The following is a 23182-nucleotide window of genomic DNA, read 5'->3' as shown; positions in this document are numbered from 1 at the left end:
AAAGACTTAAAAGCGTGTTGCCTGAATCCGTTTCGCCGCGACGCGCTCTAGCCGGCCAGCAACTTATGTTGTTTTTTTCACAGTCAGCGACACGTTTTTGTTACATTAAGATGCGACCTTAATCTCTGGGTGGCAGAGGTAATCGTGGAGATGACATACAAGTCAGTGCAGGAAACCCTCCGTGCAGCTGGAATCGTCATAAGCAAGAAAGGCGATGTCCACCGCATAAACTTCTTCGGCGGCCTGGAGAACACCGCGCACTACACCACGAGCCTCAAGGAGGCACTGGAACAGGGCCTTGCGATGGCCAGACCGCAGCGCTCGTAGTTGGCGCCGTCGATTGGCAGCTGTGTTCCGCTGCGGTGAGCGCCTGATCGGCTGGTCAATTCAGGCGAGATGCGCAGCGGACCGACTCTACGAGGCTGAGAAGTTCATCCCAGTAGGGCGAAATGTCGAGGTCGAGACCAGCGCCGTAGGACAGCAGAGCGAACTGTTGCGCCAGTTCATCCTGCAGACGCCGGGCTTCATCCGGATCAGAGATGGAAATGGTAGCCATAGCGGCCAGATCGCGGCACCTGGCATCGGTTTCAAAACCGAGACCGCCAACAATCACGCCGAGTTCGACCATCATCGATATGAGTCGCACAAGCCCCCTCCGGCGATCTGCGCAACACAAGTGGCCGAAAATCAACCACGATTGGTCAGGAATGGGAAGCCCATTTCGCGGGAAGTCCCCACAATCTTCGTAAATCACCCTCCCATGGAAACGACGTTTTTCCTGAGGAATACCGACCAGCAAGTCGTGATCGCAATAGTAACGGCCGAGCAAGAAGGGCGGCGGCGTCACGGATCGTCTGCTTTGCCGGGAGGCGCTTTTTCAGCACTGTTGCGCCGGATGCTCGCCGCTGGAAGTTCCTCCAGACCGACAGATGGACCGAGGCTCGATGTCGCCACGTCGCGGGCAGATGGACGGGCGACTGGCCACTGAAGTGGATGGGCGCCCGGGCGGACGCCCATCCAAAGTCGTCATGACATGAACGGCGGGCCGAACTTAGCCGCCACCTCCGGAGCCGCCCGATCCGCCACTGCCGCCGGAACCCCCTGAGCCGCCGCTGCCGCCGGAACCGCCCGAGCCGCCGCTGCTGCCGGAACCGCCCGAGCCGCCGCCAGAGCCACCGCTGCCACCGCCGGACCCGCCTGATCCGCCGCCGCCACCGGACCCGCCGCTGCCGCCCGAGCCACCCGAGCCTCCGCCCCCGCCGGAGCCACCGCTCCCGCCGCCGGAGCCACCGCCACCATCACCGCCGCCGGAGCCACCATTGCCGCCGCCCGAACCACCGGGACCACCCTTGCCCCCGGAACCGCCGCCCTCGCCGTCGCTGGCAAGGACGGAGGCGATCAGAGCCGTTGTGATCGGCGGGCACATTGCGATTTGTGCGCGCGTGAGAATGCTTGTGCGGTTGCTGGCGATGCAGCAAAGCGCGTAGTTGGATTCCGTCAGCGGCTGGCATTGGGCGGCCGTCATGCGCGGTCGAACGTTACTCTGTGCCGATGCCGGGAGCGTCAAATTCACCGCCATAAGGGCGGATGAGACAAGCAGAATTGCGCGAGCGCTGCTCGCGCACCTTGGGTACAGGTGCATTTCTTCCTCCTAAGAAGGGAAAAAGGCGCTCCCGTCCCCAAACTGGGCGCTATGTCAAAGTTTCCGACCATCGGAAACAATTTGTTAAGCATACATTGTTTTAGAATCTGTGCAAACACTAATGGCGAAGCTTGATTTAAAAGATCGGCGAAGATGATCTCGGTCTATCGATCCGAGGGGATGGAACGTGATTCGTTTGGCGGCGCTCGTTTTGCCGCAGTCATGGCTACGGCTGGCTGCAGCGAAACCATGCAGACTTCCGGCGCTGCGTCCATGATGGTCACCAAGGGTTACGCTTTCGCCCCGCCGGCCGCCCGCGGCTTCTGCGCCAGGCAGCCAAGGCTCTGCAGCCCGGGCGGACACGTCAAGCAGGTGAAGCTCACCGAACGGCGCATGGCCGAGCTGGAGGCGGTCAGCAGTTCCGTCAATGCCAGGATTATCGAACGTGACGACGCTTCCGCCGGCCTCGGCGACGATTGGCGAATACCGACCAAGGCCGGCGATTGCGAGGATATCGCCATTCTGAAGAAGAGCGAGCTCATGAAGCGCGGCTGGCCGGCTTCAGCCCTGCTGCTGACCGTCGTTACATCGGGCGGCGCGGGCCACACTGTGCTTACCGTTCGCACGGACAAGGGCGACCTGATCCTCGACAACCGAACCGACGCCGTCCGGAACTGGGCGCAGACTTCCTACCGCTATTTTGCGCGGCAATCCCAGTCCGAAAACGGCAAGTGGCTGCGGATCGATTCCTGATCGATTGTCCCCATCGGCGCAGTTCCGCGTTACTCGTATTTCGCGCCGCGCTGAGATCCCTCAATCCTTTGATCGGCTTGCACCGCCGGTTCCGCCATGGGACCATCATCGGGGGCATTCCTTGGCTTTGTCCAAGGGTTGGGGAATAGCCGATGCAAGGACCATCGACTATTGCCGACGCTCCACGAGCAAAGGGCAACGCCATGCGTGTGGATGTCATCGACAGTTTCGATGCTCTCGTTGAGTTGAGCGACAACTGGGATGCCGTCTACGCTGCGGACCCGGAGGCTCAGTACTTCATGTCCTGGCCATGGATAGCGGGCTGGTTCAAGCGGCTTCGCTACCAATGGCTCGTCCTGGCCGCCAGGCAAGACGATTCAGCCGGCTATGTCGGTTTCTTTCCGCTTCAGCTCCGAACGGAACGAGCCAGGGACGGTGCGTTCCACAACGAATTGCGGACGGGCGGCGGCTACTTCGCCGGATATGCCGGCTTCCTTTGCAAACCGGAGGTTCAGGATGCCGTTGTCCGGGCCTTCGCCGATCATACGACGCGGCTGAACTGGGCCAAGCTGCATCTCGAGAACATATTTGCATCGCCGCGGCGGCTGAATACGTTCCTCGAGCAATTTTCCGCGCCGGAATTCCTGACCGGCAAGGTAAGGCGTCCCGACGATGGCGATGGCATCGACCACGACATCTATGTCTATGTGAACCTGCCGGGCGACTGGGAAGAATTCCTCAATAACCGGCTTGGCGCGGCGACCCGCAAGACCGCGCGGCGCACGCTAAGGGCAATAGACGACGCATCCGAGTATCGCGTCACCAACGTGACCGCCGCAACGCTGGAGCGCGATCTGCAGACGCTTCTCCGGTTCTGGGAAAATCAGTGGGGCGCGAAACTGGCGGCGCGATATCACTCAGGCCTGCCGCAGGCGATGATCAACAACTTCCGCAACATGCTGCGCTGTGCTTTCGAGGACGATGCTCTCTATCTTCCAGTCCTGTGGCAGGGCGACAACCCGATCGGCGCACAGGCCACCTTGATAGACCGGAAGAACCGGGCACTGATCGGGATGCTGAACGGGCGCGATCTCGCGGTCAAGAAGCCGGCGCCCGGCTTCGCGCTTCATCTCTACAGCATACGCTGGGCCATTCAGAACGGCTTTGCCGTCTATGATCTGCAGACCGGGGATTTCTCTTACAAATATGATTTCGGCGGGCTCGAGCGCCGGGTCGAATGCCTTCTCGTTAGCACGGCCAGCCGCCGCAATCTGCGCGACCGCCTGGAGAGCCGGAGCCTGCCGGTCGTGCTCGCGCGCGCCAAAGCGCTTCATCAGGCCGGCGATCTTGAAGCGGCGCTGCGCGCTTGCCGGCAGATCCTGACTGCCGATCCGGCCCATACCGAGGCGCTATCGCTGCTTCGACAACTGGATGCCGCGCGACAGGCCCTTCTGCCGCAAAAGCTCAGCGTTGCCGCCCGTTTCCACCAGGCCGGAAACCTGGCCGCTGCGGAAAAGATCTACCGCGAGATCCTGGACGTTGAACCCAGGCGCTTTGACGTGCGCTACCTTCTCGGCGTGATTTGCCTTCAGCAGCACCGCTATGGCGACGCGGAGCGGCAGGTCGGCCAGGCGATCGAGATCAATCCGAACATCGCAGCCGCGCACTACAATCGCGGTCTGGCGCTGACGAAGCTCGACCGAATAGAGGACGCACTCACAAGCCTTGACGAATGCATCGCGCTGGAGCCGGGCCACAGCCAGGCCCTGGCGCTTCGCGTCGAGGCGCTGAAGGCCATCGGGCGGATCCCTGCCCCGGTTGCTTAAAGCGCGTCGCGCTGAAACGGATTCTGGCGACGCGCTTTAGTCGTTGTTTAGGTGCATGTCGTTGCCCTAGAACCGCGCGCACTTCTGGGGACATCCATCAGCAGGACCGGTCCCGACGAGGTCAGCGATCGTGGCCTATCTCGGGAACGAATTGTCGATAACGATCGACCAGATATCCTTGTTTATTTCCCGGATGTCCTCGATGGAACCGTGGATCCTTGTCATCTCCTCGTCATCGAGCGCTTCGATCTTTCCGTATTTCACCTCGTCCTTGCCGTCCACGATACGCATCAGCTGCGTGCTTCCGTGGGTCCCGGCCTCGTCGAACGAATAGATGCAGTGGCTGTATTTGTTTCGCAGCTTCGCCTGGCGCGTGAGCTTGCCGGTAACGGTCAGCACCGCCCGACGGCAGGCGGCCGACGTCTTCGGCATTTTCGCCAGCCGCTCAACCAGCTCGATGCGCGCGCGGGTCGTGTTCAGCGTCAGGAAAATGATGATCGCGGTTTCCTTGTCGACCTTTGCCAGGCCGGCAATCAGATAGATCAGCAGGCTCTCGGTGTTGGTCCATGTGTAGTTCAGCTGGCCGACAAGGAGCAGGATCTCTTGAAAGCGAGGCATCACCGGCTCACGGCGAAGATTGGACGGGCTGTGGCGAACCGGATCGTTCCAAGCCGCCTTGAAAGCTATCCTTGCGCGCATGAAACACCGCAGCCGCCTCGGTCCGGTTGTGAGCCCCAAGCTTGGTGATGATGTTGTGCAGATGGATCTTGACCGTGTGCTCCGACAGGCGAAGCGTCGCGGCTATGATTTTGTTCTGCAAGCCGCGCGCGACCATTTCCAGGATCTGGAACTCACGGTCGGTCAGTCCGTCCATCTCCTCGAAACCGGACCGGTCCGGCCTTGATTGTTCGGCAGGCGCCGAATGATCCGAAGCCTTTTGCGAAAGGCTGCGAGCGTATGACTGGAACATCGCCAAGGGAAAATATTCGCCGCCGCGAAGCATAAGTCGGATGACCGAAAGCCAGACGTCCAGCTTCAAATCCATGGGCAGGACGCTGCGCACGATCTTGAGATCGAGAACGTCGTGCATTGAGACGGAGGCTCGGCTGTCGTGCTGCACCAGGACGATCGGCGCCGCCGGATGATGCCGCATCAGTTCGGCGGCATAGCCGTCGATCTTATGCAGGAGCTCGGTGTCGATAAGGATCAGGCAAACGGGATGCTCGAACGGCGCGCAGGCGGCTTCGATGCCTGTAGCATGCTCGACGACTGTGGAGGGAAATTCCCTCTCGATGGCGTATACTAAACATTCTGGAAAGCTGTCAGTAGAGGAAACAGTCAGGATAATTCTACGCGCCGCCCAACTCTCTCCGGCACCGCTACCCACGGTGCTGCGCATGTTAACTCTGGACATGGTTGCCACCCCACCCTAGACGAATACTGTCGGTTTTAGTTCTTTTCCCTTCTCAAGTTTTCGGGGGCCGCCACCCCCGCGAACAGCTAGCCTTAACGACTTATACACCAAATTAGACCGGACTGATATAGTTCGGATGAGCTATAGCTAATTTCTCCGTGGTCGCTGCCGACCGGAGACGTTCGACAGAGTCGCCTTCACCTGATCCGGGCAGGAATCTCGGCATTTGCGCGGCCGGAGCACGTCTGGGCGGCGGTCCGGCCGAACGGGCTAGCCCGAACTGTCAGCTTACAATAACCGCCCTCTGGTTCCAGACTTCCCCGGGTTCCAATGTGGGATTGGGGCATATCCAGGACTCTCCCGTTTGAACGACCGGATCCTTAGTGATCCGGCGCTCCCCCGGGTTTTGCCTTGGCTCGGCCGCCTGTCCCGAAGTCAACGGGAGGTACTCAAGCAACTCATGACGAAATTCGGATTGCGGACCTCAGTCCCCTCGGTCCGGCAATCCATTCACCGCTTTAAACGCAACGTCCGCGTACAGCCCATAGCCGCTTAAGAGAAGAATGCGGTTCGGCAGTCGCGGCCTTCAACAGAGGACACGACCATGTCTCTCGACCTCGACAAGAACAACATCAACGCATTCGGTTTGCAGATCGTCGACAGCGAATTCGATATCGGTGACGGCGGTGGCGAAAACGAAAACAAGAACCACAATACCAACGACGCCAAGAACGAAAACGAAAACGAAAACAAGGCCTCGAACGAGAACGAAAACAAGAGCGACAACGACAACTCGAACGAGAACAAGTCCTCCAACGAGAACGAAAACGAGAACAAGGCCTCGAACGAGAACAAGAACGAAAACTCGAACGAGTCCAAGAACGAGAACTCGAACGAGAACAAGAACGTCAACGAGACCAAGGTCGACGTCGACGTCGACGTTGGCGTCAAGCTCGAAGGTGAGCTCGGCAATTCCGACGATGATTTCGCCGATATCTATGCGAACGGCGACATGAAGATCGACACCATGATCAACAATAAGGACGGCAACGTCACTTATGATCCTGGCGACGACGTCACCTTCAAGGACATCCTGAACAATTCGATGACCGGCGCCGGGACCAACACCGCGTCGATCATCAACCAGACCCTGAACATGTACGACAACGACAAGCTCGACAACGCGACCGTCAAGAACGACGCCGATTTCAAGCTTGATCTGAACGCCAAGGGCGGCGAATCCCAGGCTGGCGACGGCATCTCGGCGGGCGGCGGCGGCGGCAACGGCGGCGATGACGCCAAGGCCAATGGCGGCGAAGGCGGCAATGGCGGCGATGCCAAGTCCGGCGACATCGAAGCCGGCGACGGCAAAGGCGGCCTGGCGCTCAGCGCTGCCATCGGCGGCGACTCCAAGAGCGACAACAAGGCCGATGCCGGCGACGCCAAGGCCGGGGACGGCGACAGCGGCGACGCCAAGGGCGGCTACGGCGACGGCGGCAATGCCAACGGCGGCGCCGGCCTCGGTCTCGGCCTCGGTCTCGGACTGGGTCTCGGTGTCGGTGCTGCGGAAGCCGGCGACGCGAAGTCCGAGGACGGCGGTGACGCCAAGGCCGATGCCGGCGATGCCAAGTCGGATGCCGGAGATGCCAAGGCCGACGGCGGCAATGGCGGCGAAGGCGGCAATGGCGGCGACGTGACGGGCGGTGATGCCAAGTCGGATGGCGGCGATGGCCTTGACGTCGACGGCAAGCTGTCGCTGCTGAACTACGGTGAAGGCGGCGACGCCAAGAGCCTCGCCGGCGACGCCACCGGTGGTGGCGGCGGTGGCGGTGGCGGCGGTGGCGGCGGCGGTGCCGACGCTGACGGCGGCAATGCCCAGTCGGATGGCGGCAACGCCAATTCGGACGGCGGCGACTCCACGTCCTATGGCGGCCACGCTCTCGGCGCAGGCTGGGGCGCAGGTACGGGCTCTGGCTCGGGCTCCGGCACCGGCGGTGCCGGTGGCACCGGCGGTGATGGAACCGGCGGCGCAGCCACCAGCGGCAACGCCCACGGCGGCGACAGCCTGGGCGGCTTCGCAACAGCCTTTGGCGGCGACGGCGGTCATGCGCTGAGCGGCGCCTGGGCCGATGGCACAGGCGGCGATGCCAAGGGTGGGTTCACCCTCGCCGGTGACGGCGGTGCCGGCGGCGCCGGCGGCTACGCCTACAATGGCGACGGCGGTGCCGGCGGCGCCGGCGGGACCTGGGGATCGAACAATGGCGATGACGGCTACGTGACCGGCACCAGCCATGCCTCGGCCGACGGTCTGATCGACGTCAGCGCCTTCAACCAGCAGATCGTGATGGGTGCCAACCTGCAAGAGAACCTGGTCGACCAGACCGTGGTTGGCGGCGATTACCACAACACGCTGACCGGCGAGGACGCCGGCGACCATTCCGGGACCTGACTGAGCGCACACGACTGATTTCCAGAGGAAATCAAATAGCTTGGGACTGCGCGGGGTTTCCGCGCAGTCCTTCCATCGGGAGACATGCCGCCCCGAGCGAGCGCGAATGATCTCAAGATACGGAGGCTACCCGTGTACGCGATGCAACTGGACAAGATGACCGAGGTCATCTCGCACTTCATCGGCATGTTCGAGATCTCGGTCGAGGAGGCACGGCAGCTAAAGACTTACGACGACTTCGAGACCGCAGAAGCGGCCAAGGAACAAATCCCCGACCTTCCGAGCACGAATGTCAACGTCAAGGCGCCCTATACGCTCGACGATTTCGAGCCGCACGTCCCGTATATGGGCCTCAAGCCGGACCTGGTGCTGGACACGGTTGGCTCGAGCTTCTGGTACACCCCGCCCGAAATCCATATGCACGGGCACCTGAGCCTCGGCCATCATCATTTTCATCTGCCGCATCTGCCCGGTGCGGGCGGCGGCATGATACTGCCAAGCATCGAACCTCCAGGCGCGGTCGCGGCCTATATCAACCAGGAAATCCGTCTGTCCGACAACGACTATGTGAGCGCCGGAGGACATGGACTGACATTCACGCCGCCTGACGTGGACGACGGCGTCCATCTGACCGCCCTGATGAAGGCGGCGGCGGACGTGTCGCCGATCGACGACGTGACGTTGCTGGGCACGCCCGACGACATGGCGGCCGCGGTGGTCACCATCGGCGAACGCATCGAAGCCTATGCTGAGGACCCGAGCAGCGAAGCGAACGTCTTCGTCCTGTGCCCGGACGCGGCTTCCGGCCCGATCTCGGGAATCTACGTGAACGGCCAGCTGGTCGACGATGCCGACGCGCCGAAAGCGGAGGATCATCTCAACATCCTCAAGGAACAGCAGGATGACGAGACCGTCAGCGACGGACCCGACCAGGACGACTACAACACGCCGCCGGATTCCTCCGACTTCATGTCGGGCTGGGGCAACGGCCTGCTCGGCCCATGCGTCGAATTGGACACCGGCACCAACACGCTGATCAATTCGGCCGTGCTGACCAACAACTGGACGACGACATCGGTCGTCGCCACTGTCGGCAACAGCTATGAAATCAATGCCATCATCCAGATCAACGCACGCTGCGACACGGATATCGTAAGCTCCTCCCTGAATGGGTGGAAGCTGGGCAACGCCCCCGACGAGGCCTTCAACATCGCCGCGTTCAAGCACATCGACCCGTCGGCCGGCAGCGTGGCGCCAACCGCAGCGGACGGTTTCCCCGCCGCCTGGGTGGTGACGCAGGTCACCGGCGACCTCATCATCACGAACTGGATCCAGCAGTACTGTTTCATGACCGACAACGACGCCACCGTTCTGTCCTCGTCGGGTGTCAGGACCAGCGTGAGCACCGGCGACAACACGGCGATCAACGACGTGTCGCTGAACGAGCTCGGTCACTATTACGACCTGATCATCATCGGCGGAAACATCTACGACGCCAACATCATCCAGCAGATGAATTTCCTGATCGACAACGATTTCATCGGCGCGGTCGATGGTTTCCAGACATCCGGACAAGGCTCCTACTCGACCGCCTGCAACCTGCTCTGGAACGATGCGACGATCATCAATGTCGGCGGCCAGAACCACTATGAGGCCTTGCCGACGTCCTATCTTCAGGCGGCCCAGGACTTCGCGGCCGGCAAGGACGCCGGCCCTGGCGACATACTGAACGACCCAGCCTTCGCCGGTATCGGCGCCTTGCAGGTTCTCTACATCTCCGGCGACCTGCTCAACGTGCAGTATGTGTCGCAAACGAACGTGCTGGGCGACAGCGATCAGGTTGCCTTGGCGATGAACCAGTTCGTCGCCCATCCCGAGGCGGAATGGACCGTCACCACCGGCGGTAATCAGGTGGCGAACTTCGCGGGGATCATCGACGTCGACGGAACCGACAAGACCTATGTCGGCGGCGAGCACTATTCACAGGAGATCCTGATCCAGGCCGACATCATCTCGAGCGATCCTGAACTCGGCGGACAGAATCCGGATGCGCTGGTCAACGAGGCGATCGCTTTCCTGGCCGACGATGCCACCGACGACGCTGCGCAGCCGGACCATCAAATCGCGCCGACGCCGGATCATGTCCAGGCTGACGGCATACAGACAATATTGGGTTGATCCGAGATCCGGGGGATATCGTGACCGATGACGAACGAGACCTGTCCTGGGAAACTTTTGCCGAGGATCTGGACGCCGCCCTGCAGGAGCATGAGCAGGCATCGCCGGAGCCGAGTTCCGAGACCCCGCGCAAGACGCTGTCAGATGCGTTGAGCCGGCACGAGCGGGCCATCGACCGCACCATGAAGGAAATCGACAACGTCGTTGGCCGGTTGCACGAGGTCGCGGGCCATCCGGAAACGGAAGCCGGACAGGATCGCATCGCGCCCCAGTCCCGCAGTCAGACGGCCGAGGTCGTTCACTCTGGAGGCGGGTCTACCGCGGAGCGGGCCCAACCGGCCGCTCCCGGCTTCCAGGCCAAGCCGGCGCCATCAGCAGGAGCACCTGCATATTCCGTCCCGCCCCTTCGGCCTGTGCCGGTACAGAGCGGCGGCCAGCCGAAGCCAACCGGGGGCGCGGCAGGTTCAGCCGCGGCCGCGCAAGCCACGGCCGGCGCCCAGGACGCGCCTGCAGCAGCCGCTCGTGCCCCGGCGGCGCCAGGGCCCCACGCCGGATCGACGCGGGCGATGCCGGCGGCGACGGCGGCGCTCACGGATGAAAAGCACAGGGTTGCGCCGGCTGCGGCAAGGCCGGAACCGACGATGCAGCGGCCCGCCGGACCCGGTCCGAAAGCGACGTCACCGGTCGAGAAGCAAGACAGCCCTGCAGCGGTGGCGGCGGCAAAGCACGAGCCCGCGCCGCTGCGGCCTGCGGCGCCGCTGGGCAAGGCGGCGCCGGACGGCAAGCCTTCCGTATCCGAGATGAAGGACGTTCCCAAAAAAGCGCCGGGCATGATCGTCATTGAGGGCGATACCGGCCCCATAAAGACCAGGGAGCCGCGTCAAGGCGGATCGCCTCCCGACGGCGGAGACCAGAACGGCCGGCGCGGCGGCGGAGGCGGCGGTGGCGGCGCCTTCCACAAGCGCCTCGGCCCGGTCGATTTCGGCGCCTCGCTCAGGGCCGGGTTGAGCGCGGTCAAGAAAAACCTGCTGATCGTCATGCTGTTCACAGTCGCCTGCAACATACTGGTCCTGGCGATTCCGATCTATCTGTTCCAGATCTCGGATCGCGTTCTCACCAGCCGTTCTCCCGACACACTGGTGATGCTGACGGTGGTGATCGTCGGCGCGGTGCTGCTGCAGGCGATGTTCGATGCGCTTCGCCGATTCGTCCTGATGCGCACGGCCGTCGAGGTGGCGGCCCAATTGGGCGCGCCGATCCTCAGCGCGGCGGCAAGGGCCTCGCTTCACAGCAACGGCAAAGAGTACCAGGTCCTGGGCGACCTGCAGCAACTGAGAACCTTCCTGACGTCCGGCACGCTGCTGTCGTTCCTCGACGCGCCGATGGCTCCGTTGATGGTGCTGGTGGTGTTCCTCATCCACCCGCATCAGGGCTTCATCGTCATGACCTCGGCGGCGCTGCTGTTGATCATCACGCTTCTCAACCAGCGTGCGACGGCCGCGACCTTCGGCGAAGCGAACGCGCACCAGAGCAAGGCCAACATCCATCTCGATTCGATGTCGCGCAACTCCCAGATCATCAACGCGCTCGCCATGATTCCCGAGGCCGTGAAGATCTGGGGCAAGGACACCGCGAACTCGCTCCGGGCGCAGGTGATCGCGCAGGACCGCAACATCGTCTTTGCGTCGCTGTCGAAGGCCGTTCGGCTGCTCACCCAGGTGACGATGCTCGGCTGGGGCGCTCATCTGGCGATCGCAGGCCATCTCACCGGCGGCATGGTCATCGCCGCATCGATCATCGCCGGCCGGGCGCTCGGCCCGATCGAAGGCGCCATCGAGGGCTGGAACCACGTCGTGCATGCCCGCGCCGCCTATGGCCGGATCGCCTCGCTTCTGCAGTCGTCGCCGCTCAATTTCGAGCGGCTGAACCTGCCGCGTCCCGAGGGCCGTCTCGACGTCGAACGGCTCCTGTTCGTGCCGCAGGGAACGAAGCGGGTTGTGCTGAACGGCATCTCGTTCGCGCTCTCGCCGGGCGATTCGCTTGCCATCATCGGCAATTCTGGCGCCGGCAAGACGACCTTGGGCAAGATGCTGGTCGGGTCGATCCTGCCGACGTCAGGCAACGTGCGGCTGGATCTGATGGATCTTCGCAACTGGGATCCACGCCAGTTCGGCGAGAATATCGGCTATCTGCCCCAGGATGTTCAGCTGTTCCCGGCGTCGATCAAGGCCAACATCGCCCGTATGCGTGGGGATGCGACCGACGCCGAGATCTACCAAGCGGCGGCGCTGGCCGACGTTCATGAGATGATCTCGACCTTGCCCCACGGCTACGAGACCTTCGTCGCCGCCGACGGAGCGCCGCTTTCCGGCGGGCAGAAGCAGCGTGTCGCGCTTGCGCGCGCCTTCTTCGGCAATCCCCGCCTGGTCGTGCTCGATGAGCCGAATTCGAACCTGGATTCGGCCGGAGACGCGGCACTGGAACGAGCCCTCCAGCACGCCAAGGAAAACAAGATCACGGTGATCACCATCACCCAGCGGCCGTCGCTGCTGAAGAGCGTCGACAAGATACTGCTGCTCGTCAACGGCACCGTCGCCCTGTTCGGCATGCGACAGGAAGTGCTGCAGGCCCTTGCGAACCGGGGCTTGAGCATCGAAGGCGGCTCGTTCGGCCATCAGATCCAATAGCGGGACCGGCAAGATGACGACCGACATCGCAAAAGTTCACGACATAGAGTGGTATTCCGAGGTGCCGCGCTCGATCTGGAAGCAGACCGCATTTGGCGCGCTGTTGATCACGGTGGCCTTCGGCGGCTTCGGCACCTGGGCTTTCACGGCGCCGCTCGCGTCCGCCATCATCGCCCAGGGCAGCTTCGTCGCGACCGGGCAAAACAAGATCGTCCAGCATCTCGAAGGCGGCATCATCAAGGAAATCCTCGTCAATGAAGGCGACCATGTCAGCCTCGACCAGCCATTGATAAAGCTCGACGAGACCGCCGCGCAAACCAACGAACGGCAATTGTTCCTGCGCAAGGCGCGGCTCGAAGCGATCGCGGCCCGGCTGAATGCCGAGGTGCAGGGCAGCGGCAAGATCCGGTTCCCCGCGATCATCCTCGACAACCGGTACGATCCGGAGGTCTCCCCGATCATGGCAAGCCAGCAGGTCAACTTCGAGGCCGCGGAACGAAAGCGCGACAGCGACATAGCGCTGTTCGACCAGAACAAGAAGGCAATGGAATTCCGCAACGAAGGGATCGAGGAGCAGATCTTGTCGGTGCGCCGGCAACTGCAATTTCTCAAGGAGGAATATCAGGGCAAGCAAAAGCTTCTCGACCAGGGCCTGATCCGCGGCACCGAGGTGAAGGCGATCCAGCGCGCGATGGCCGACGCCGAAGGCCAGATCGGCAAGATGGTGGCGGAAGTCGCCGAGAACCGCGAACAGATCGTCAGGTTCGAGCAGCAGATCACGCAGACCAAGGATACCTATCGCCAGGCGGCGCTCCAGGAACTGCAAAGCCTGGAGGCCGAACTGGACGCCGTGCGCGAACAGTCGCGCGAGGCGGAGAACGTGCTTCGCCGCGTGACCATCAAGGCTCCCGAGCCCGGCACAATCATACGCATGTATTACCACACCGCCGGCGGCGTCATCGAGAGCGGCAAGGCGATCCTCGAGATCCTGCCCTCGGATGTGCCTCTCGTCATCGAGGCCCAGGTGCCCCGCACCGACATCGACAACATCAAGGTCGGACAGAAAGCCTCGATCCGGCTGATCGCGCTCAATCGCCGCACGACGCCGGTTCTGGAGGGCGAAGTCTACTATGTCTCGGCAGATGCGTTGCCGGAGATGAGCGGCCCCACGCCCAAGGAAGTCTATCTGGCGCGCTTGCGCGTGCCGGCGAGCGAGCTGGCAAAGGTGCACGGTTTTGCGCCGACCCCGGGGATGCCCGCCGAGATCCTCGTCGCGACCGAGTCGCGCACATTCTTCAGCTACCTGACGAAGCCGATCGCCGACAGCATGGCGAGAGCCTTCATGGAACAGTGAGACCTACGAACAGGCAACGATTTCGGGGGAGCCATGCAGATCGACGTCATCACGAAAAGGGAGGAACTGAACCGGCTCAGAGAGAACTGGGATGATCTCTACCAAAAGGATCCCGAAGGGCAGTTCTTCCTCTCCTGGACGTTCCTGTCGTCCTATATGCGACGCTATGAAGACGCCTGGTCCGTCTTGGCGGCACGCTCGGGGCCGCCAGGCTCTCCCTATGTCGCCCTATTGCCTCTGCGGCTGCGCACCAGGCTGAACAAGAAAACCGGTGTCTCCCACAACGAGATCAACATGGCCGGCAACTATGCGGCCGACTATGCCGGCATCCTGTGCGCCCCGGGCTTTGCCGAGCGCGCGATCCCGGCTCTTGCCAGGCATCTTCTGAAGATGAACTGGGCCAAGCTGCATCTCGAAAATCTGCGCATGTCGGAGAAGCGACGGCGCCTGCTCATCGACAACCTCGCCGACAAGCGGCTGACGGCCCACAAGATGCCGCGCGTCAACAAAACCGACAATGTCGACAATTGCATCTGCCCGGCCGCCGCACTGCCAGGCGATTGGGACAGCTATCTCGAACAAAAGACCAGCTCGAACACGCGCCAGAAGATTAGACGTTTCCTGCGCAAGCTCGATGGATCCGGCGAGTTCCGCATCACCCATGCCGACGCCTCCACGATAGATCGCGACATCGGCATCATCCTCGAAATGTGGCGGATCAAATGGGCGCCGCGGAAGGGCAACCTCCTGCCCGGCCTAATCAGGTCCAACCGGATCCTGTTCAAGGACGCCTTTGAAAGCGGGACGCTGTTCCTGCCGATCCTGTGGCAGGGCGACAAGCCGCTCGGGGGCCTGGCATTCCTGGTCGACCGAGTTAAAAAGACGATGCTGTTCCATCTCGCGGGACGCGACGAGACCGCCAACGACATCCCGTCCGGGCTCGTGCTGCATGGCTATTGCATTCGCCATGCGATCGAGCAGGGCTTCCGCAGCTATGACTTCCTGCGCGGCAACGAGCCGTACAAGTATTCCTACGGCGTGGAGGAGACCACCATCCATTGCGTCCTGGTCAAGACCAGGACCGGCCGCAATCTCGGCGACCGGATCGACGAGAGGTCCGTCGGAAGCGTGCTGGAGCAGGCGACCAAATTCCACGAAGCAGGCAACGTTGCCAACGCCGAAAATGGCTACCGCCAGATATTGGAAGTCAACCCTCGCCATCCGCGCACGCTTTACGGATTGGGCCAGTTGCTCGCCGCGAAAGGCGACCACTGGTCGGCGGCCGATACTTTCGGATCGCTCGTGGAGATCACACCGAAATCGGTCAAGGCTTGGTCAAGGCTTGCCATCGAACTTCAGCTGCTCAGCCGGCATGCGGACGCCGCCGACGCCTTCCGCAAGGTGCTCGAGCTCAATCCCGACCTGCCCGGCGCGCAGTATGGTCTAGGCCGCTGCCTGGCGCAGCTCCGGCAGATCGAGGAGGCGGCGAAGATCCTGAGCGCGGTGCAGGAGACAGTCGACAAACCTATCGACCCCGTCCTTCGCGCCAAGACACGCCTGCAATTGCAGAAGCTGAAGGACGATGCGAACCCTTGCTACATCAAACTGGAGCCTACGAAGGCAAGCCTGCCGCTTGAGCTCGTCGGCACCTAGGCAGGGATCTTCTTCGCAGCCGCACCCGCCTGAGACTAGGCGGCGAGTGCTCGACGGCGTCCGGCCGTGTCTGCAGCCAAACGCCAAATCCTTAATTTAATGGTATTTTTCGACCCTGAAGCCGGTGGTACCGTTGGCTGGGATCGGGTAGTTGCCTATACCATTGTTTTTACTTCAGTTTTTCCTTTTCGGCGTCCTATTTGTATCACAATAGGTGTCACAGATTGTAGCACACTCGCAGTTGGCGATTGCCGCTGCTTAGGCCTAAGGCATCGACAATCCACCGCGCAACGTCGAGGCGGCTCCGTGCTTCTTGGTTGATTCAGGCTTTCCCACCCTGCGTATGGCTATTTTGCAACGTCCCGACGATCGATAGGCCGGGTCGTTGCGATGGATTTGGTGGGCCCGGAGGACGACCTCAAACCTTTGATTTTGTTAATCTTTTCGTGAGCGCAAATCGAGATCTTTCCCGTATCGTCCCGTATGGTTCCGCCGCTGATTCGCTCGAACCCAATTCTCAGGCGAACCTGCTGGTGTCTGGCAGATAGCGCCCAAGCCCTCCCTGACCGGGCGGCGTACTGGCGCGGTAGCTGCCGCTCCTTGGTGCACCGCCGGATGTCCAATTTGGGGCCGTGTATGGACGGCTCTCCGTTGGCAAGGGGATCTTTGGAGCATTCTGTGGTTGCTGGTTGGTGCGGCCATGTATCCGACCTGAAGGTGCGGCATTCATGCGCCGCTGGCCATAATGCCATTCGCGCGGCTCAGGTCCCGATCGAAAGCTCGCACTTGAAGTGCACGGCCCCAGTGGGTTTTCCTATCCGGCGGTTTCAACCGGCTTTGTGCATTAGCTCCTGTCCGCCCTTTCCAACTTCGTCGGCGATCGCTCGCCTGGTCTCAGTTTATGACCGGCTCCCTGTAGCGCTCGCCGTTTGTCATCAATGCCCAAACCATCCGGGCGGTCTTGTTGGCCAACGCAACCGCCGCAACCTTGGCTGTTCGCCGCGCCATCAACTGCACGAGCCATGGCCTCCGCGTCCCGTTCCGTTCGGCGTAGCGGATGACCGCCATCGCGCCGACCACGAGCAACTGCCGCAGGTAGCGATTGCCGGCCTTGGAGATGCTGCCGAGCCTCTCCTTGCCCCCGCTTGAGTTCTGTTTCGGCACGAGTCCGATCCAGGCCGATAGACAGCGCCCCGACTTGAACGCATGCGCATCGGCGACGGTCGCTACGAATGCGCTCGCCAGCAGCGGGCCGACGCCTGGGATTTCCATCAACCTGCGGCCGACCTCGGTCTCACGCGCACTCGCTCGAACCCTACGATCGTTTTCAAGGATCTGCTTCTTCACGACCCTGAGCTGTGCCTCGAGCATGCGCAGGCATAGCCGCGCGTCAGCTGGTATCCTGATGTCGTTCTCGTCGTTGACGACCACGAGCAGTTGTTCGATCCTATTGCGCCCGATCGGCGCCACGACTCCGAACTCGGATAGGTGCGCTCGCAACGCGTTCGATATCTGTGTCCGCTGGCGGTTGAGCATCAATCGAACCCGGTGAAGCATCATCACACTTTGCTGCTCGGGTGATTTCACTGGCACGAAGCGCATGGTCGGCCGGGTGACTGCCTCGCAGATCGCCTCTGCATCTGCAGCATCATTCTTCTGCCGCTTCAGATAAGGCTTCACATACTGTGCCGGCAGCAGCCGCACATCATGGCCACGTGCAATCAGTTCTCTCGCCCAATAGTGCGAGGAGCTGCAGGCTTCGATTCCGACCAAGCAACGTGGCAGGCTCTCGAAGAATGCCAGCACGCGCCCGCGCGTCAGCTTCCTGCGAACGACAACCTCACTCGACGCGTCCACACCGTGAACTTGAAACACTGACTTCGCAATATCCAGACCAATCGTCGTAACGTTGCCCATCGTAGATCTCCTCCAGTTCTGGCCCCACGATCATACCGCTGGGCGGGAGGAGAGCCGTCCACCGCATCGACAGAGGACGGTCTGCTTCGGCCCGGAATTTGCGCTGCCAGTTAATTGGGTGGCGTAAGCCCAAGGCTGAAAACCCCAACATTGGCTCGGTTCAAGAAAGCCCAGCCGCCCGCGGGCGGCAATCTCCTGACACCCCAATTTTGCCGCAATCCCGGTGATATTCCCGCGCCTTTTACTTATAGCTTTTGCATTCGAGGATACAGACCATGTATTTCTTTGTTGATGAAAGCGGAAACACCGGACAGAACCTGTTCGATTCTGCCCAGCCGACACTCTATTATGGTGTGCTGGGCAGCCGTGGGAATCTAGACGTCATTGCTGAACCCCTGCTGAAGGCATTGCGCCAGGAATTGGGCGTCAAGCGCATCCACGCTAACGAGCTGGGCGTCGGGCGGCTGACGCCGATCGCCGAGCGGATCGCGCGTTTCAGCAAGAAGAACGATCTGCGGTTCTCGCTCTACCGGGTGTCGAAGCCGGACCATGCCATCATCACTTTCTTCGATCAGGTGTTCGATTCAGGGCTGAACGAGGCGTTGCCGTGGCACCACTACTGGACCCCGCTCCGGTATGTCCTGCTGTTCAAGGTAGCGCACCTGTTCGATGAGGAACTGGCAAAGCAAGCCTGGAGCGCCCGCCGTGAACAGAACCCGGCGCGCTGCGAGGAGAAGCTCGAGAAGATATACGCGACGCTCCTCGAAAGGATCGGCCGTTTGCCCGATGCGCGTTCGCGGGAACTCATCACCGGTGCCATCAAATGGGCGCGCGCGAACCCCAAAGAGATCAGCTTCGGCTCGAGCAACTACGAATCGACCCTGCAGATATCCCCGAACCTGATCGGCTTCCAGCAGGTGCTGCAGGCGATCGCCATGCAGGCGGGGGCACAGAAGCGCCCGGTCCATCGGATTACGGTTGACCGGCAGACCGAGTTTAATGGCGCGCAGGCGGAACTGGCGGAATGGTATCGCAGGCTGCGCGGCCATAAGAGTGATCTTGGCCCGGGCATGCCGAAGATGGATTTTTCCAATATGCCGGAAACGCCACCTGTGTTCGTGCCTGGGGATCAAAGCGCCGGCCTGGAGCTGGTCGATATCACGCTCTGGCTGGCAAAGCGCATGGAGGACAAGAAGCAGATATCGCCTGAGCTCGCTGCTCTCTTCTGGTCACAGGCCAAACGCGGCATGACGGATGAGGTATCGCTCAAGGCGCTCGACAAACGCTGGCGGCATATCGCGCATTTGCCTGAACCGGACAAGCCGTTGCCAGCGGAATTGACGACGATCCTCGAGGAAGCGGAAGCGAAACGCCGCAAAGTGGTGAGCGCCCTTTAAGGTTTGCGCGGCGAGCCGCTGCAGGGAAGATGAGCTGAAGCTTAGAACGCTGCCCTCAGCGTACAGGCAAAGGCATCTTCCGCCCGGCTTCGTACCTGGAGCCGGGTCCCCGAGAAGAACCCTGCCGCTCTGATGGGCGCGGGAAACCGGCGCAGACCGACCGTCGCCAGGATAGGCAGCGAAGCTCAACGTAGGAAACAGAGCCTAGGAATTTCGAGAAATAACGGACAAGACCCATTCCCATAACATGAAGGGAGCAGCGAGGCCGCCCATACGGAAATTCCAGTTTCAACGTTCGATCGTAATCTGGTTCCCAACCTGGATATCGGGTCGCAGGGCCAATTCAATCGGGGTGTACAGATCAATGGTGGTTCGCCTGGCCTTCAGCGTCACGACTAACGCGTATCGGGTGCGCTGATTAACGATCTCGGCGCGCGCTCGATCCCTCCACCAGCCGCCAACAGGCTTAATGCACAAAACGTCGCGGCCGAGCAGATCGATTGCAGGGCCGCTCCATATGTCGCAATGCAGCGATCCTGCGGAAACGCTGTCGGGACCTAGCAGCCAGCGGTTGTCGTCAGGGTGGCGAGGAGCACGCTGCTTGGGTTGTTCGCGCTCAGCCACATTTACTCGACGCTTAAAATTGGTCAGGCTCTCGCCTTTGCGCCGTAGGTCAAAGCGCAAGCCGAAGGACTGGTAGCGCAGCGGATCGACATTCGCGGCGAACCCGGGATTGGGGTCCACGAAGTACGAAAGCGTGATCTTTAGGTCGACGGGCTCGTTGTCCAGCTCCTCGAGAATGGCGGCTGACAGCGGCAGATTGTAGTAGTGGCATTCATTGAACTTACGGCCGCCCTTTAAGCGATAGGGCTGGATTTCGGTCTGCGCAATAAGTGCGAGATGATCGCGGGCCGATGCCGCAGCCCGATCATAATCAGGCACGCCGTACCCAAAGCGCCGCACAATCTCGTAGCGGTTTCGTAGATTTGGTTCCGCGGCAAAGGCGGCTCTCATGGGCTCGGTGTATTCTGCACTATGCACCATGAGCGCGCGGATGGTTTCGGGCCAGTAGTCGGGATGCGCAGCTGTGAGTTGCGCGGCCATGCGTGCAGCCTGCGCGGTAGCGGCGCTGGTCGCCTGGAAGGGCACGAGTGGCGCGCGGCCGATATCGCGGCCGGTGCTAAGAACGCAAAGCGAATCGAGCGTATTGATATCGCGGCCGCTCGGACTGAGAGCGCGGTTGCCCGCTTCCATGACCAATTCGGGTTTGATCGGCGTGCGTGTACCCCACGCGACGCTCGTGCGGCTGTGGGGACTGAGTGCACCCACCTCAGCCAACTGTGTCCAATCCTCGTACCCCTGACCTTCGATCTGATCGAGGTCCGTATACCCGCCGATCGTCAGTGCATTCCAGGCCTGCGCAGGGTCCTGGGCCGGATAGGCATCATTGGTCAACCATAGCCGCGCCTCCATCACCGGCTCGGTATTACCGATCGCGACGACGACAAGCCGTTTTGGCGAGTTCTCGTCGTCGCCCGGCATGGTTCCGGCGACTACCTGATCGAGGGCCGAGCTCCAGGTCGATGGTTGGGCGCCAGTGACGCCATCATTAGTGACGGCCATACAGAACACGCGCATCCGATCCGGGCGCTGGATTTCCGGCAAGGCGACGGCGGCTTGGGTAATCGCTCCATAGGAATTCGGATCGTTGGGATCGGCTCTTCCCGGCGGAAGCAATTTCACGGATTCCAGGCGGTGGGTAAGCACCCGCGCTTCGGTGTCGCCGAGCGGGATCGTGAGATCGCCATGCAAGGCGATGCCACCCATGGCGGTCCCGTGGCTGTCATGGTCGTCAGGGCCCCATCCGCGTCTGACGGCATGCATATCATCGGCCGCAAGAGCTGGCTCGATCAGTGCATGGGCGCGATTGACCCCTGTGTCGAAAAGGCACACGGCAGGGACATCCAGTCCCGGCCAGCTGATCCTGCCGGCAAGCTCCTCATTCCAATCGTGCTGTTCTTCGCGAACCTCATCAACGAAGAAAGTCGGATTGTCCGTCGCGCGGCGCAACTCGACAATGACGCCTGTGGCGTACATCATCAATTCGATCTCGGCCCGTCTTGCAAATACGGGAATGACCACCACCTCGGGAAATTTCAGGCGACGATCGCGCGCTCCGGCGCGCAGGCCCAGCCGTTGAGCGACCTCCTCGAGCTCATCTTCGCGATCGCGCGGGACCCAGATCGCCCACCACATTTGATGCTGCGGATCGAGTGGCAGTGCGTCGGCGTCGTCCGTCCATAAGGTCTCAAGTCGAGCGCGACGAAAGGCTTCGATCGGCTCAATCATGTTCTTGTGGGGAGGCTGCCGCCCTTTCGGCGTAAGCGGTCCGGACCGGTAATCTTCAAGGATGGCAGCGAAGGCGTCTCGCGCTTCGTCCGGAACGAAGAGACCAACGAAACGTGCGGCTTGCCGATCTTTCACGGCACCTGGCCTTAAGCCAATAGAACGCCGCTCGAGGATGTCGGGATTTGAGCCCCGACGAAGCTCGACTTCGATGTATCCGCCTTGTGGCGCAGGCAGTCGCGGATCGGCGGGCCGCTGTTGGTCGATGACTGCGAGTGCCGCATCAAGCTCGTGCTTCAATTTGATCGCGTGCTCTTCGCGGATGCGAACGTTGTTGCTGCGGCCGGCTCCTTCGCCGGTATAGGCGCTGGAAGTATGCCTCTCAGAGATATTGATATGTGGTAGGGTGAAGCGTGTTGGCATGCATCAGAGCTTCGAAGCGTCTAGGAACGCCGAGCGCATGCGGTGCCGCTCTTCAAGACGCATCAAGATATCGTCGGTACCGACGACGCCCCGCTCGTCGAGAATTGCGTCCTTGACGGCGTCGTCGGCAGCTCGCGCCAGCTCTGCCTGGCTAAGTTCCTCGGCTGCCGTCAGGATCTTCGTCCATGCCAGCCGCGGCGATTTCATTGGGCGCAGATTGCGAAAAATGATGTCCTTGATCTGCTCCTTTGTCGGCGCGGAGAACTCGAGAACCTGGTCATAGCGCCGCAGCAGTGCCCGATCGAGCATCTTTGGATGATTGGTGGCGCATATGATGACACTGTCGGTCGCGGCGTCCTCTTCCATGAACTGCAGGAAGGAATTCAATACGCGGCGCATTTCCGCAACGTCGTTGGTGGCGCTGCGATGCGCACCGACTGCGTCGAACTCATCGAACAGATACACGCCCCTACGCTTCGCCGTTTCGTCGAACACCACGCGGAGCTTTGCTGCCGTATCGCCCATGAAGCGGGAGATCAACTGCTCGAGACGGATGACGAATAGAGGCAGCCCTAACTCCCCGGCGACCGCCTCGGCCGACATGGTCTTGCCGGAGCCGGGCGGGCCGACAAACAGCAGGCGTCGGCTCGGCTTCTTGCCATGTTCGCGCAGCCAGTCGCGTCGGCGTTGCTGGCGCACGATATCGCTGACGCGCTTCACAACCATTGCGTCCAGCACGACGTCTTTGAGTTTCAGATGCGGCTCGCGAAGTTCCAGCAGGCCTTCAAGATTGCCGCGTGGCGCGCCAAAAGCGATCGGCACGGCAGCTCCGCGTGCCTTGCTGGCACGGGCTTTCTCCACTTCCGCGCGCAACTCCTCGGCTGCGCTGCGGTGGCCCTGCCGCGCTTCCGCTGCTGCAACCTGCAGGGCAATGGAGAAGAACATTTCGTCGTCGCCCTCGGCTCGACTTCTCAGCATTGCCAGAATCTGTTTGGTATTGGACACGTCTCCTCGCTATGTCCTGTATAGACGAGCGCCAGTTCGCCTTGAAGGCATGGCAGCGCACGTCCACAATTCATTATCCTCGGTCACCATTGCTTTACAAGCACCAGGGTGCGACCCCGCTCCATCCAAGGGACAAGT

General features: G+C 61.6%; 16 protein-coding genes. 9 read left to right on the top strand and 7 right to left on the bottom strand.

Features of this window, described 5'->3' with window-relative positions; translation table 11 throughout:
• Positions 1–150 precede the first annotated feature (150 nt).
• A complete protein-coding gene (locus tag CK220_RS31885; RefSeq protein ID WP_176479058.1) occupies positions 151–327 on the top strand; it encodes a hypothetical protein in 177 nt (58 codons plus the stop codon).
• 55 nt (positions 328–382) lie between these two features.
• On the opposite strand, the gene CK220_RS11845 is transcribed toward CK220_RS31885, so the two are convergent.
• Entirely contained in the window at positions 383–631 is a 249-nt protein-coding gene (locus CK220_RS11845) for a hypothetical protein (RefSeq protein WP_095811689.1), read from the bottom strand.
• Positions 632–1026: 395 nt separating this feature from the next.
• Complete coding sequence (locus CK220_RS31880) at positions 1027–1347, bottom strand: hypothetical protein (RefSeq protein WP_176479057.1); 321 nt, start codon at positions 1345–1347, stop codon at positions 1027–1029.
• A 517-nt stretch (positions 1348–1864) separates the two neighbouring features.
• On the opposite strand from CK220_RS31880, the gene CK220_RS11835 reads away from it, so the two are divergent.
• A complete protein-coding gene (locus CK220_RS11835) occupies positions 1865–2395 on the top strand; it encodes a transglutaminase-like cysteine peptidase (RefSeq protein WP_245429141.1) in 531 nt (176 codons plus the stop codon).
• 152 nt (positions 2396–2547) lie between these two features.
• Complete coding sequence (locus CK220_RS11830; protein WP_245429128.1) at positions 2548–4221, top strand: GNAT family N-acetyltransferase; 1674 nt, start codon at positions 2548–2550, stop codon at positions 4219–4221.
• A gap of 135 nt (positions 4222–4356) precedes the next feature.
• Here the strand turns inward: CK220_RS11830 and CK220_RS11825 are convergent, their stop codons facing one another.
• Both CK220_RS11825 and CK220_RS11820 read right to left on the bottom strand, forming a co-directional pair.
• Positions 4357–4839, bottom strand: a complete 483-nt coding sequence (locus tag CK220_RS11825; protein WP_095811687.1) for a hypothetical protein — start codon at positions 4837–4839, stop codon at positions 4357–4359.
• 7 nt (positions 4840–4846) lie between these two features.
• The gene (locus CK220_RS11820; RefSeq protein ID WP_245429140.1) at positions 4847–5635 is read right to left on the bottom strand and encodes a response regulator transcription factor; all 789 of its coding nucleotides are present in this window, start codon (positions 5633–5635) and stop codon (positions 4847–4849) included.
• A gap of 604 nt (positions 5636–6239) precedes the next feature.
• On the opposite strand from CK220_RS11820, the gene CK220_RS11815 reads away from it, so the two are divergent.
• The 5 genes from CK220_RS11815 to CK220_RS11795 all read left to right on the top strand — a co-directional run bounded on the left by CK220_RS11815 (position 6240) and on the right by CK220_RS11795 (position 15956).
• On the top strand, positions 6240–8084 hold the full coding sequence (locus tag CK220_RS11815) for a hypothetical protein (protein WP_095811686.1): 1845 nt from the start codon (positions 6240–6242) through the stop codon (positions 8082–8084).
• A 132-nt stretch (positions 8085–8216) separates the two neighbouring features.
• On the top strand, positions 8217–10262 hold the full coding sequence (locus CK220_RS11810) for a type I secretion protein (protein WP_141245125.1): 2046 nt from the start codon (positions 8217–8219) through the stop codon (positions 10260–10262).
• Positions 10263–10444: 182 nt separating this feature from the next.
• Positions 10445–12949: a type I secretion system permease/ATPase gene (locus CK220_RS11805; protein ID WP_245429138.1), complete on the top strand. Its 2505-nt coding sequence runs from the start codon at positions 10445–10447 to the stop codon at positions 12947–12949.
• Between the two features lie 13 nt (positions 12950–12962).
• Entirely contained in the window at positions 12963–14303 is a 1341-nt protein-coding gene (locus CK220_RS11800) for an HlyD family type I secretion periplasmic adaptor subunit (protein WP_095811684.1), read from the top strand.
• 33 nt (positions 14304–14336) lie between these two features.
• A complete protein-coding gene (locus CK220_RS11795) occupies positions 14337–15956 on the top strand; it encodes a GNAT family N-acetyltransferase (protein WP_095811683.1) in 1620 nt (539 codons plus the stop codon).
• Positions 15957–16850: 894 nt separating this feature from the next.
• Here the strand turns inward: CK220_RS11795 and CK220_RS11790 are convergent.
• A complete protein-coding gene (locus tag CK220_RS11790; protein WP_095811682.1) occupies positions 16851–17873 on the bottom strand; it encodes an IS110 family transposase in 1023 nt (340 codons plus the stop codon).
• A 275-nt stretch (positions 17874–18148) separates the two neighbouring features.
• Between CK220_RS11790 and CK220_RS11785 the strand changes: the two genes are divergently transcribed.
• The gene (locus CK220_RS11785; RefSeq protein ID WP_095811681.1) at positions 18149–19270 is read left to right on the top strand and encodes a DUF3800 domain-containing protein; all 1122 of its coding nucleotides are present in this window, start codon (positions 18149–18151) and stop codon (positions 19268–19270) included.
• Between the two features lie 288 nt (positions 19271–19558).
• Here CK220_RS11785 and CK220_RS11780 read toward each other — a convergent pair whose 3' ends face one another.
• Both CK220_RS11780 and CK220_RS11775 read right to left on the bottom strand, forming a co-directional pair.
• On the bottom strand, positions 19559–22039 hold the full coding sequence (locus tag CK220_RS11780; protein ID WP_095811680.1) for a S8 family peptidase: 2481 nt from the start codon (positions 22037–22039) through the stop codon (positions 19559–19561).
• A 3-nt stretch (positions 22040–22042) separates the two neighbouring features.
• Positions 22043–23044, bottom strand: a complete 1002-nt coding sequence (locus CK220_RS11775) for an ATP-binding protein (RefSeq protein WP_095811679.1) — start codon at positions 23042–23044, stop codon at positions 22043–22045.
• Positions 23045–23182: the final 138 nt, after the last annotated feature.

Source organism: Mesorhizobium sp. WSM3860 (assembly GCF_002294995.1).
In the GTDB taxonomy this organism is placed as follows: domain Bacteria; phylum Pseudomonadota; class Alphaproteobacteria; order Rhizobiales; family Rhizobiaceae; genus Mesorhizobium.
The sequence above is the reverse complement of the archived record's forward strand: the minus strand, read 5'-3'. Positions and strand labels throughout refer to the sequence as shown.